11 protein-coding genes are annotated in these 13,266 nt (G+C 40.0%); 7 read left to right on the top strand and 4 right to left on the bottom strand.

All coding sequences use genetic code 11. From position 1 onward, the window contains the following. Nucleotides 1-383 precede the first annotated feature (383 nt). The 4 genes from IZT61_RS18025 (at nucleotide 384) to IZT61_RS18010 (ending at nucleotide 5,303) form a co-directional block, all read left to right on the top strand. Nucleotides 384-1,097, top strand: coding sequence for a DUF3891 family protein (locus tag IZT61_RS18025; RefSeq protein WP_196098414.1), 714 nt, complete (start codon nucleotides 384-386; stop codon nucleotides 1,095-1,097). Between the two features lie 151 nt (nucleotides 1,098-1,248). After that, nucleotides 1,249-1,410: a hypothetical protein gene (locus tag IZT61_RS18020; protein WP_196098413.1), complete on the top strand. Its 162-nt coding sequence runs from the start codon at nucleotides 1,249-1,251 to the stop codon at nucleotides 1,408-1,410. 520 nt (nucleotides 1,411-1,930) lie between these two features. Continuing rightward, entirely contained in the window at nucleotides 1,931-3,100 is a 1,170-nt protein-coding gene (locus IZT61_RS18015; protein WP_196098412.1) for a carboxypeptidase-like regulatory domain-containing protein, read from the top strand. Between the two features lie 973 nt (nucleotides 3,101-4,073). Beyond that, entirely contained in the window at nucleotides 4,074-5,303 is a 1,230-nt protein-coding gene (locus IZT61_RS18010) for a cation:proton antiporter (protein WP_196098411.1), read from the top strand. 120 nt (nucleotides 5,304-5,423) lie between these two features. Here IZT61_RS18010 and IZT61_RS18005 read toward each other — a convergent pair whose 3' ends face one another. Beyond that, nucleotides 5,424-6,686, bottom strand: a complete 1,263-nt coding sequence (locus IZT61_RS18005; protein WP_230383753.1) for a DUF2254 domain-containing protein — start codon at nucleotides 6,684-6,686, stop codon at nucleotides 5,424-5,426. Nucleotides 6,687-7,147: 461 nt separating this feature from the next. On the opposite strand from IZT61_RS18005, the gene IZT61_RS18000 reads away from it, so the two are divergent. Then, nucleotides 7,148-7,471 carry a DUF3891 family protein gene (locus IZT61_RS18000; RefSeq protein ID WP_196098410.1) on the top strand — a complete coding sequence of 108 codons (324 nt, stop codon included), beginning with the start codon at nucleotides 7,148-7,150 and terminating at the stop codon, nucleotides 7,469-7,471. Nucleotides 7,472-7,648: 177 nt separating this feature from the next. On the opposite strand, the gene IZT61_RS17995 is transcribed toward IZT61_RS18000, so the two are convergent. Both IZT61_RS17995 and IZT61_RS17990 read right to left on the bottom strand, forming a co-directional pair. Then, entirely contained in the window at nucleotides 7,649-7,963 is a 315-nt protein-coding gene (locus IZT61_RS17995; RefSeq protein WP_196098409.1) for a hypothetical protein, read from the bottom strand. A 261-nt stretch (nucleotides 7,964-8,224) separates the two neighbouring features. After that, the gene (locus IZT61_RS17990) at nucleotides 8,225-9,187 is read right to left on the bottom strand and encodes a helix-turn-helix domain-containing protein (RefSeq protein WP_196098408.1); all 963 of its coding nucleotides are present in this window, start codon (nucleotides 9,185-9,187) and stop codon (nucleotides 8,225-8,227) included. A gap of 25 nt (nucleotides 9,188-9,212) precedes the next feature. Here IZT61_RS17990 and IZT61_RS17985 point away from each other — a divergent pair, with 25 nt between their 5' ends. Then, nucleotides 9,213-10,466 (top strand): FAD-dependent oxidoreductase, encoded by a 1,254-nt coding sequence (locus tag IZT61_RS17985; protein ID WP_196098407.1) that lies wholly within the window; start codon nucleotides 9,213-9,215, stop codon nucleotides 10,464-10,466. Nucleotides 10,467-10,833: 367 nt separating this feature from the next. Here the strand turns inward: IZT61_RS17985 and IZT61_RS17980 are convergent, their stop codons facing one another. After that, the gene (locus IZT61_RS17980) at nucleotides 10,834-11,115 is read right to left on the bottom strand and encodes a hypothetical protein (RefSeq protein WP_196098406.1); all 282 of its coding nucleotides are present in this window, start codon (nucleotides 11,113-11,115) and stop codon (nucleotides 10,834-10,836) included. 572 nt (nucleotides 11,116-11,687) lie between these two features. Here IZT61_RS17980 and IZT61_RS17975 point away from each other — a divergent pair. Further along, the gene (locus IZT61_RS17975) at nucleotides 11,688-13,256 is read left to right on the top strand and encodes a hypothetical protein (RefSeq protein ID WP_196098405.1); all 1,569 of its coding nucleotides are present in this window, start codon (nucleotides 11,688-11,690) and stop codon (nucleotides 13,254-13,256) included. Nucleotides 13,257-13,266 lie beyond the last annotated feature (10 nt).

Below are 13,266 nucleotides of genomic sequence, written 5' to 3'. Positions count from 1 at the left end.
TTCAGTACCAATGGTGTGTTTGTTTGCCGTTAGAAGTTGAAAAATTAATCACACCGAATTGATCGGTAAACCTATGGGTCTTGAGAGGACTAGCTCTTCAATCTGAGGAGGTCTATTTGTTTATACATAGAAAAGCTCTACTATAATATAACAAAGCCTTGAATTGTTCTCGATCAGCGAAACAAGGAATTTTTAATCATTTCAAGCACTGTGCTAAAATCAGTGACAAGCACTGCGAAAGACAAAATCGGAGCAACTATTGGCCACGTTCAGACATGCAGTTCCGGAACAGGCGTATATCCTATTGCTCATGGAATATCAGGTAAAACCTATCGAACAATATTTTGTTGATTTGGTGAACCATAAAAAACGATTGCTTATAAATGATCGCAAGATATGAGGAAAAAGGCTGGCAAATTATTACCCAGCGGGCGCACGGGCTGCTCGCCGGGCAAATATGCGCCAGGTGGAGGCTCGCGGACCGACCTGAAAAATGGGTGGAGACCATCATCGCCACAGCTGAACATGATGATGTTTTCAATGAATTTGAACGCAATCCCCTGATCGATGATAACGGAGCGCCGATCAATTTCAAACAGACCAGATTTGACCTGGACTGCTCGACTAGATTGATGGACATGGCAACAACCAAGAGCCGGTTTATAGCTTTGCTCATAGCCCGGCACATCTGCTTTGTCCATGGAAGCGATCCATTGGCCAAAAAGTTTATTACAGATCTAAAAAAGCAAGAGCGGCAATGGCTCAAGGATGCGGGAATCACAAAAAAATCAATTGACATGACCTATGCGCTTCTGGAATTTTGCGATGCCCTTTCATTGCTAATCTGTCAGTCGCAGATCCCGCCAGAGGGCCGGCGGGTAGAAATCAGCTCCGGACCGGACGGAATTTCTTATTTCCTCTACCAAAAAGAAGCAGCGATCATTGTGGAGCCCTGGCCTTTTGAAGCAGAGCGTTTTTCAGTCAGTTATGAAATCAGAACGATAAAACAGCTCAGGTTTGGAAGTGATGAAGAGTTCAGATTACAATTGAAAGCTTCAGCTATTGAGAACAATAATCAGGTAATTTCGCGATCATAGCGAAACAAAAAACAGCCAAAAATGGGGAAATCTTTACATTTTTCACGGGACTTTATACAGCAGTTTACAACTAGGCGGTCCATTCAATAATGTTACATATAGGATAATGATTCTACGCCGATAATATCGAACTTATAGGAAAACCTTACTGATGAAAATTATCGATACGCCCTCAAACAATCCCGGAGATGTAAACAAAAGAAAGCATGAACTCCAGGGAAGCCTGGGCGTCTTTAAACTACTGGCCAGTCATCTCTCGAAGGAGAGTGAGCTCGATGAGCGTACTTTGAAAATATTGGAAATGCTGATTTAATTGCTTGAGAGATCGCTGGAGCTGAACGACAGTAAAGACAGATGACCACTAGATAACTGATCTCTTCTGCATGTAAGCAATTACGTGCCCCGAGTCTTCCGTCAAAGCTGAATTTTTGAAAATGATATTGTACTATATTGAAATCTTTCCAGATTACACGAATGACGAATCGGGAATTTCGGCCACATCTAATTGCCTATGTACTCAAAAAGTTTCAAAACGAAGCCTGTGTAAACTGTTGAACTATTTTGCCCAATCGACTGGACTGAAATGCGCTTTCTAACAACCGGGCACTAGATGCTTCATAAGGTTGTTATGGGCGTGCACATGTGAAACAAATCAGTGGCGCACAAACAATATTAATAAATACATCACATATCCTTTAGATACAATATATGAACAATTGATATCGAAATACCTGTAGTGCATAAACCTTTACCGTTACAAAGCGTACGGATAGATTAATAAGCTCGCAGCAGTCTAAACAGTTTCCTCAAAAATGAAGTGAAGATCAATACTTATGAACCGTTTGCTATTTTTACTCTATTTAATTTTCAATATTTTCATAGGCGATGCCCTCTTTGCGCAGGAACTTTACGAAATTTGGGGAACTGTTACGGATGAAAACAATCAACCTTTGCAGGGGGCAACGGTATTTATCAGTGGTTCACAGAAGATTACTGCAACAGGTGTCACCGGTCACTTCGCATTTGCTGAGTTACAGCCCGGAAATTATTTAATCTCAACCAGGATGCTTGGCTATAACAGTCCCTCAATAGACGTTACCTTACGTAATAAATCCCTCAGGCTATTGATAAAACTACAAGCAAAATCCATGATACTTGACGAAGTCTACATCCGGGGAGACAAAAATCGGGAGCGCTACATGAGCATATTCAGTGATCAGTTTTTGGGCAAATCGGCAGATATGGAAGAATGTTTCATAGTGAATCCGGAAATTATTTCCCTAACCGGTAAGGAACCTGATCTCCATAACCTGACTTTAAAAGCGGAAGCTGATGATTTGATCGTAATCGAAAATCGTATATTAGGTTACCGGATAAAATATCTTTTACGTGCATTTGAATATAGTTCCAAAAACAGTATCACTTCTTACGATGGTGAGACTACTTTTGAGGAAATAGAAGGAACTAAGGAGCAAAAAAGAACGTGGGAGGAAAACAGGCTTAAAGCATATGAAGGCTCGCTAATGCATTTTCTAAGGTCTGTGTACAGCAACACGCTTTTGGAAGAAGGGTTTATTGCGAACCAGATGGTCAAGAGCAGTAACATATTCGATCGGCGCGCTTACATGATCCCTACCCCTGTTAAACTGAGTAAATTTGTTGCAAGACTTGACAGCTCCTTTGTCTCCTACAAATTTAACGCCCTAAATATCATCTATAAGCCTAAAAAAGCAGCCCGGTTGCAAAAACAGCTGCCCGAACAAGTGGAGATCGACCTTAAGATCTTAAAGGATAAAATGCCAAATGATATAGGGTTCCCTCCCGTGGATCCGGAAGGAAAAAGTTCGCAATTATTATTATACTTAAACGAAGCACTGATTGATCAGAGAGGTAGTGTTTACACCGGTTACAAAACGTTTCTAATCAGAGGATATTGGTCTAAAAAACGCCTGGCCGACCAGCTGCCATTTGAATACCGCCCTTCAGAAGTTCGTATCCAGTAGTGAGAGTATCGTCTACTTACCAGAAGCCTCCCTGGTTCAAAATTTACACTGGAAAGTTAAAAGAGAAATTAAGAAAGGCATGATTCTTGTATCACTATGAGAGTTAAGCCCAAACTAATATATCGATTAACCTCATATTGATCTGTTTTCGCATGAATTCACAGTATAACCTTCATTACGCATAACCTGAAAACCCTTAATCTAATAATTTCGGGTTCCGATAGAAGTTGGGAGCTGCACGGAAGATGTAGATCACGATATCCTAGTGCCAGAAACACAGTATGAGATCGAGATTCCCCGACGATCCCTTTATATTATGCAGGACGATGCCCGTAGCAAATTCACACATGGCATACCACCACGGAAGAAAGACAATATTAATGGCATCATAATAAAAAGGGATAGAAGGGTTTCAATTACTTACCGAAAGGTTAAGCCAGATAAGGTGCACCAAATCAATCCTACAGGAAAAGTAGCAACAATTTTGAGGGGAAAATATAATTTGAACCGTATATAAAAGAGTGGCAGCTCAATGACAGGATATCACAACAGACAACAAAAAGATGTCAATATAGTTATTGAAATCCGTCTGCTTAAAATAGCGGCGATTACGCTGAGAAGCAATACAACGCCGCTGGTGTACTCAAGATGGATAAACCTGTTCACTGGGGCGATTATTCTCTCGATGGGAGTTTTTTCGGTAACTTTCATATAAGGGATGGATGTTTGGTAAAATTAGAAAAATAATCTTCGATAGGCGGATTTGTTAAAAAATGTGTCAGCATGGTTCCAAAAAGAACCATGTGGCAAACCATGATCTCAGGAAACAGGAAGGACATCAATGTTTACATGACATTAAAAGGAACAAGTAACCATGTTTTATACTCCATTTTGCGGATATCTTACTTATTTATGTGATCAGGCTATGGTATGATGTCCCTGTTTTTGTATCTTTAAAAAGAACCCTTAAAAGATGAATCAGTATATTCTATTAATGCTAATCGCGGGAATTGCTAGTATTGGCATGGCGTTTATTCCTTCGATGGCCAAGAAAATTGGCATATCCTATTCTATTATCTACGTGGGTGTTGGCGTGTTAATTTACCTGATATGGCCGAAAGAGCTGCCCGATCCGCTTCCACAAAAAGATAACAGTCTTGTGCTTCACCTCACAGAGCTGATTGTTGTCATCTCTTTGATGGGGACGGGCATCAAGATTGACAGAAGTTTCTCGCTCAAGAAATGGTCTACGCCGCTCAGGTTGATTCTTATAGCCATGATCCTGGCCATATTAATTTCTGCATTGCTGGGCGTTTTTGTCTTGGGACTTACCCTCTCGGCTGCGCTGTTGCTTGCCGCAGTTCTTGCGCCGACAGATCCAGTCCTTGCTGCCGATGTACAGGTGGGGCCACCCAATGAACGCGGTAAATCTGAGCCCCGATTTGCACTTACCTCGGAGGCGGGACTAAATGACGGAATGGCATTTCCATTTACATGGCTAGCCATTGTAGTGGCTTCCCAAGGGATTAGCACTTCTTCAATGTGGCATTGGACATGGTATTACCTTTTCTATAAGATTTCAGCAGGCCTGGTTATAGGCTGGCTTTGCGGCAAGGTGGTGGGATATTTGGTGTTCTCTATTTCTGAAAAATACCGTTTGTTAAAGGCAACTGACGGTTTTCTTGCTATTTCCCTTACGCTTTTTACCTACGCGATCACTGAATCATTTCATGCTTACGGGTTTATTGCGGTCTTCGTTGCGGGGCTGACATTAAGGCATTATGAGAAAGGCCATGAGTATCATCAACAACTCCATTCCTTCACCGATCAAATGGAACGGATGCTTCTGGCGGTACTGCTGATTTTTTTTGGTGGTTCTTTGGTTGGTGGAGTGCTTGCTCCCCTGACCTTTAAAATGGCGCTAGTATCAGTGGCATTTGTGGTCCTGGTGCGGCCTTTCGCGTCCTACTTGTCTCTATTAGGAAGTTCAACCCCTTTAAAGGAAAAACTTGCGATCAGTTTTTTAGGCATTCGCGGTATGGGTTCGATATATTACCTCGCCTTTGCTTTCAGCCAGGCAACATTCGATCAGCAGGATGTGCTATGGCCAGTTGTATCCTTTACCATTTTGACATCCATCCTTCTTCATGGCGTGACCGCAACAACTATAATGGCAGGTCTTAGCAGCAAAAAGAATAACTGATAGCCTGATGTGGCAAAGAAATTCTCGTGGTACTTATGAAACTTGATGTATAAGCTTTTAGTGATGAATCTTCAAAATGCTGAATGCTTCTAAACAATATTTGCTTTCTGGTGGGAATGGTCAGGTTCCCTTAAAGCCTAGTTCTATATCCTGATACATCTTTGATCGCCTTATTTCGTCAAGCATTTTATCAAAAACCGGCCTGGCTGTCTGCGTCCAAAGTAGTAAAAGAATATGATGCAGTTCCATGGTTAGCAGCCGATCATGCTTTCCATAGTCCCATATAGGATAAATGCATTCGGCAAAAATCTCTTCAAAAGTTCTTTCCTTGACGAAGATCCTGGACACGTTGTCTCGATCAACGATTGCATGTTTCGGGTAGTATTCACTTCGAAATTTTAGTAGATGACCAAGTGCCTGTAGACTTAAAATCGCTGTTCCAGGATCATTAATACCTGGACTGAGTGCTTTCACGGCCACTTCCATCAACTGCCTGAAACCATAATAATAATTGGTATCAATATTTTGTCCGCCATGTATATTAATCATGCCGGTGATTTCCTTACGAAGTTCTTCAGAAATCCCATCCTTGTTCCACACTGATAAAATGGGTGTATTTTTTATGATCATTGTACCAATTGGCCATTCAATATGAACGACAAGGTTTTCTCGTGAGCATAATGCGAGCAGGGGCTTTTCCATGCAGCCCTGATAGATTCCAGAATTGCTGGCATGTACAACCGTACCTGATAATTGATGAGAGGGTGGTTCGCGAACATCCGAAATGACGCATTTCTTCTCAAGACTTTTCTGTGTATCGTTGAAAATTTTATGGATTATGGTTTCATATTTTACCGACTGGGTAACATAGTGAAGAAAATATATGAAAAGGAAAATATCGATTACTGTAAAAGAGATTAACAGATAGGTACTGATGGCAGGCACATATACACCAGAGTCAACATCGCGGATGGTACTGAGGAGGAATAACGCATAAACAATAGTACCGATGTAAAAGCCCAGAACAATCTGCTGAAAGCGGTTACCAATAAGCTTTTCGAGTATCCTGTTACTCATTTGTGAGGCGGCCTGATTTAACAGTATCATCACCATACTAAAGCTGAATACGGTCAACGAAATGATCCCGCCGGTAATTGTCGAGATAATGCTCCTGGCAGTACTTGCATCTTTAAGGGTAAGCCAATGGGAATTTGACTTAATGGCCTTTCCGGATTCGGAATAATCAAACTCGACCATGAATACCGATAAAAATAAGAACAGCAAGGCAACAACTGCCGGGATAAAGGCAATACTGCTGATTGTTTTGGAATATACGATATCCATTGACTTAAGCGTATTCTGGATCAGGAGTTTTACTTTCATTCACTATTTTTTATTTATGAGCTTTCATAAGCGCTAACAGATACGCCGATAATCTATTTGATCTGCTTCAGATTGCTTCACTTAAAGCAATTGATGCGAACCAACATACGAATCCGTGTTATGTCTCAATATTTACCTCTTGGTTAGCTCAATTGGTCCGATTTAGAAACCAAAAATTGGTTGTACGATACCCGATTTAAGTTTTGGTGAGAAAGAGCTTTTTAAGCCGAAGCTTTTCACTAAATTTAGTCGGATTGTTGTATTCAAATACCAAAATAACAATTTTTTCTTCAAACCACAAATCTGAGCCTCAATAACTCAATGAAGAATTGCCCAAATCCACCATCAAACTCAGTAGTAACAAATTACTAAGATAGAATTTACGTGGTTTTCCTTTTCCGATATTGCTTTTTAGGTTTATTTTTATAAGTCTTTTCGAAATTAACAGCCGCTTCGCACTGTTGAAACGTTGTTATCCCGGAGGCCGCTCAGATCGCTTCTGGAATTTTGTGATGCTTTTTTCACTGCTGATCTGTCAGTCGCAGATCCCGCCGGCGGGCCGGCGGGTGGAGATCAGCTCCGGACCGGACGGAACTTCCTATTTCCTCCACCAAAAAGAAGCAGCGATCATTGTGGAGCTCTGGCCTTTTGAAGCAGAGCGTTTTTCAGTCAGTTATGAAATCAGAACGATAAAACAGCTCGGGTTTGGAAGTGACGAAGAATTCAGGTCACAACTGAAAGCTTCAGCTGTTGAAAACAATAATCAGGTAATTTCGCGTGCATAGTGAAACAAATAGCCGTGTTAGATATTTTATAAACAAGGCAGGGTGAAATTATAAATGAAGATATTAGAAGCAATTTTTTCCTATTGTAAATATCGAGGACTTTTATGAAGTTGTGGTTTCATGTAAATCGCAAAATTAAGAGCAAAATATATTATATGTTCATGATTTGCGACCTTTTTATTTGAATATCTTTATTTGTTTTAAATTTATTCCAGCACTTTCGATATAGATTTCATTGATGCCCTTCAAGTCCGTAATTCCAACACCACCACTAGGATGTAAGTCTACATTATCTCCGGTTCTGATTTTATAATTGAAATCATTTATGTTGGAAACTCGTTTCATCTCGCATTGAACCTGTATCACATGTTGAAATTTCTGATCGGCGTGAAAAGGAACAAACCTGCCGCCAATTACCCCCATAGCTTCATCAATCACTTGCAAATTTGCTTCACCAATTGCTATCTCGTCTATAACTATGATACATATCATCACTGCAATATAACAACATTCAAAATTTTTCGTTTTTTGAGACAGAATTTTCTCCGTAAATTTTTTGGCCTATCATAAATCCACCTTGATTTGATAAATAGTATTAAACTAACTAACTCCCATTAACTGCCTCAAAAGAATTCAAGATAACTTGTAATTTGTGATTAATAAGATAAACCTGGTTCATGCGCTTGTAAGACATAATAGAATGCTTTGTAAGTAAAATTATGAGATCAGAAACTTGTGATAAGCAATTTTGTGCTAAGTTTTGCTAATCCATTTTTTAGGTTTGGCACCCATGTGCTCTTCAAATAACCTTCCAAAATGGCTAAGGTTAGTGAACCCAACATAATAACCCGTCTCGGAAACAGAAAGTCGCTCTTCTTTTAATAGTCTTGCTGCTTCCTGCATTCGAAGATGTTGAAAGTAAGGATATAGGCCTTTACCAAATACCTGTGTGAAAAGCTTTCTCAATTTTAATTCGTTCATTCCTGATAGTTTGGCTAGCTCTTTTGCTGGTAATGCTTTGTCTAAAGATGCTGCAATTGCGTTTCTTACTCGGTAAATGGCCTCAATATCCCTGGTAGTCATATGTAGATGGGAAATAGACTCTCTTTGCGAAAGGTTTCTAAACAAAAAATAAAGCAACTCTAATGACTTCAGGCGATAATAAAAGTCCGGTAAAGAAACCGCAGCGGAAGAATTCACAACTTCGTCTACCAGTGCCGCAATTTCCGGAGACATAAACTCGTCGATCCAGAATGTCTTTTCTAAATTAAAAAGATAGCTGAATTTTGTTTGTTCCGTTCCAAGGAACTGCTTTAGGTAAGCTGTCTCTACGAGAATTGTAATCTGCTCGATATGCACTTGCTTCGAAAACTTAACCTCGCTATCCAGGTGTAAGGGAATTATACGAACGTGGGCGCGTTCCCGATCCCAGTTGGTGGCCGGGCACATCACTCCACGATCCTCGTTTCTGCCGTTAAAGACGTTCTGAAAAGAAATGAGCAACCCGCTTTTTATTATAGTAATGGGTTTTCGACGGTAAGAAAATTCTTTTTCAGATAACAGTGAACGGATCATAACCATCATTTCCGGCAGTAAGTCGACTACTTTAATGTTATGAAATTTAAGTAAAGCTATCTCACCTTGTTTCTCCGTAATGGGTGTTCCCATTTTCGCAGCCAATTGAACCATCGTCCGTTTATTAATTTCCTGCGTCATAGTTTTGGACTATTATTACTAGTTAATGGGTTATTTTATACACAAAAGTGCGTATAATTTTACAGCATTAAAAAAAGACATCATTAATATGAAAAAGCGAATTATTATTTCAGGTGGCGGTATTGCCGGCATAACCGCTGCAAAACTTTTAGCGGATCAAGGTCACCAGATAACAGTGATAGACAAAGCAAGTCAATTTAATAATGCAGGCTTTTTGGTCTCGCTTAAAAGTTTTGGCGTAAAAATAATGGATGAGATTGGCCTTACTGGTAATCTTGTTAAAGAGTCTACACCTTCTGAATTTATGCATTGGCTTGATTCCAGTGGCAATATGATTCGAAATATAAGTTACGAGAAGGTAAATCAGAACACCAATCAGTCTATCCTGATCACGCGGGGCGGTCTTCATCAAGTGATATACAATAATGTCAAGAGCGCTATAAACATTATATTCGGTACGACAATTACCGAACTGCAACAAAGGGGACACAAAGTTATCGTCACACTTTCTAATGGAAAGGTAATAGACGCTGATCTTGTGGTAGTATCTGAAGGACTGCGCTCTTCTACGAGAACAAAATATTTTGGCGAAAGTCAACTGGAAGATTTCAATCTGCTGTATATGGGTGGCAGACTAAAAGAAAAGCATCCATATACTGTGGGAACGGTCAAAACATACCTGGATATTAACAAGATGCTTTCCATTTATCCGGTTAGTAATGAAGAGGTAGCAATTCAATGCTATATCTATAATGTTGATGAATTAGCTAACATACATTCCAATGCGAAACAACTTTTAAAGAAAACGTTTGAAAATTACAACTCAGAAGTACAGCATTTAATTGACGGTTTCTTAAAGGAAGGTCTTATGTTCGTTGATAAAATGGGGATGGTACATGCCCCAAACCTGGTGAAGGGACATGTGGTTTTATTGGGAGACGCAGGCTATTGTCCCACCGCTTTGTCAGGCATGGGAGCCTCACTGTCCATATATGGAGCAAAAGCGTTGTCACATTTTCTTGCTAGGTCGCCAGATGATCTTGCGGTTTCACTTGAAAACTACAATGCATTGATGCAACCGATCATAAAAAAGTTCCAAGCCAATGCAAGAAATAATGCGCAATCTTTTATACCTAGAAATGAAGCTGACTTAATTCGGTTCACCAGATTATTTAGTGCCGCCTCTGATGCCGAGGTGAGCAAGATGATGACTGAGCAGCTTGTCCTCACGGAAGATCAGATTAAATTTACCCTTAATTTAAATAACAATGAAATTTAGGAAGATTATATCTATTGTATAGGGGTAGGTGCAATCGGGCTGCTCAGCTCAATTTTTGCCGTTTTACAGGGGAAACTTTACCCCCAAGCAAATGAAATGTTCAGTCACCCGTTGCTAAGTAATCCAGAGGTAATGCAAGTTTTAGTAAAATTAGCCTGCATCTATATAAGTTGCATAATCGGTGGGGTGCTCACAACGAGCTTAAGTGGCAATCTTAAAGAAAGTCTCATTGTCGGGATACTTATCATGATTATTATCGGGTGGCTTTGGTTTAATGCAATATATCCTACATGGTTTTGGCCATTATTGATTGCTGGTATCATTCCATTTGTAATAATAGGATATAAGATCAAACGCTCATTCAGTTCTAATAGATAACACTATTCGAAGGCATCTTTTTAATCGAAGCGGCCTTTAAGTATTGCACCCATTCAGCCTGCAACTCACGATCCAGTAAATATTCCAAATCGATAAACTGTATGTCAATGGCTATACTGGAGAGTTTATCAATAATAAAGTTTTTACTAGGAAAATTCTTTAATACTAAGTGCGTTGTACCATTTTCAAGTCTCCTAGACTGGTAGGTGTTTCCGAAATTGTCAGTGCTATTGATTTGAATACTACTGCCTGTTACAACTTTGTTATCCATAAATACGAGCAATCCGTCCTGAGACAGAATTTTATTAATGGTTGCAAGAAATCTATCGAGATCTTGAAGTAAAATATGACTCCAGATAAAACGCCAAATAGACCTTCAAACCCTTGTTTGGTTTCTATGTTGAAAAGGTCCGCAACCGCAAATATCACATCTTTGCCAAGATGTTTCTGCCGTGCAATTTCGATAACGGCTTCATTAACATCAGACGCATAGATCGACTTTGCGGTTTTTGCGATTTTGTCTGTCCAATATTCTGTTCCACAAAGCGATTTCAAGAAAGTCCTTTCTACTGAATAGGTTTTGTAAAATGCTTTCCGCGGAATACAAATCGGTTTGTCGCTTTGGTATAGTATAAATATGCTCGTATTCCTGCGCCCTTTCCTTATTGTATTGGACTAAATCTTAATTTATATAAACATAGCTTTCCGAAAAATTGATGTAAACTGATAAAAACTTCGAGACTAATGATATCTACAAACATTCTGATAATGGGAAGAAAAATGAATAAGGATTTTATAGATTTAATTTTTTATAATACATATTTAAAAATGAGCTCTTAATTTATGAAATTAAAACATCTAATTTTAACCTGCTTCTTCATCTCTTATGCAATCACAAGTTGTAAAAAACAGGAAGCTGTGCAATCGCCCGAAGTGGCAAAAACCCAAAAATTGGTTTCCAACACCAATAACCCTTATTCAATAAGCAATATGCGAAAGGCTTTTGCAAGAATTCTTAGTGGAGACGTAAAGTTAATTAACAATAAAGCTACTAAGTTTGCTAGAGGAAAAATAATGTTTGGTGGAGGCAATCAACGACTAGCTATTAAAAAGACAATGACAGTAGAGGAAAGCTACGTCATCGCCGAAAGTGGAATTAATGTTTCCCATTATTACATCAAGTTTAAGCCTAGGAATAATTCGGATATGGACAAACTTAAAGCTGATAGGAGCCTAATTATTTATCCTTTTCCACTCGATACAGAAATTGCTCCATACAAAGGCAATTATCGTGATCCAGCGGTTCCGCTAGGAATCCCCACTTACCAATATGCATCTGTACCAGTAGGTTATCATTTTCCAGATGTTCCCTATGAAAAGTTGGCGGATCTGTTTATTCCAGAAGAGCAAGCAAACGAGATGATTACCGTGAACGGACCTGACGGCTCATCGTTCTCTGTTGCTGCTCGATTGCTTTCGGCGGAATCAATTTGCGTAGGTGATCCTGAACCCGGAGAAGAACCCCGCCCAAATGATGAAGATGAGCCGGGTGACGTGCCACCTGAAGATTGTGACACTGGAGGAGGGTCTCCCGGAACACCAGGCGATCCCAATATTAGCGGTGATGAATGCCCCCCCATGGCAGGATTACGGTGTATGATGACGATCATCATGCGGTCGTTGGTGTGCAGGGAATCAAAGTTCGTGCGCGCTGCTGGTTTACCACTTATGAGGGGTATTACTGATGTCCAAGGAAATTATGTAGTTGAGGGATGGTATACCAGGCCGGCTGATTATTGGCTTGACTTTGAGCGCTATGAGTTTTCTGTGAATGACGACACTTCATTATCAGGTGCTCGAGAAATAGGCGGTCCAAAGATTCAGGGCCCGTGGGATGTACAATTTGAGGGATACGACAAGTTCTGCAGCACGATTTTCCGAGCTGCCTATCATTATTACTATAAAGATATTCAAGGTTTGCAACGTCCTCCTCAAAATGGATTTTGGAATACACAAGTAAAATTAGGCGCGAGAAACGAGGCTGGGACATGTAGTACGTTAGCTTTACGTCATTCATTTGGAATAGGGGAAATGATACACATTTTCAACCCTGACAACGACCCTCAAGCAACATATGCGACTACTATTCATGAGCTAGGACATGCCGTAAATCTGGAGTTCGCCGATTTTTACCCAGATACAAATGTGGGTGAGTCGTGGTGTCGTGACGTACAATGGGTGCTCACAAGAATGGAATATCCGAACTATGCCGGCGGCTCAATTTCACTCCCGGCTTATACAAATGTAGTTATGGATCTTATTGATCAGGAATACGATTATAACCCTAGAGGTAAAGCGCTCCAAGCGATCTTGTTACAGGTTACACTATACTACAGGTACAAGAGGCTCTGAGGGGATGTCA

The organism is Pedobacter endophyticus, from assembly GCF_015679185.1.
Classification (GTDB): Bacteria; Bacteroidota; Bacteroidia; order Sphingobacteriales; family Sphingobacteriaceae; genus Pedobacter; species Pedobacter endophyticus.
The sequence above is the reverse complement of the archived record's forward strand: the minus strand, read 5'-3'. Positions and strand labels throughout refer to the sequence as shown.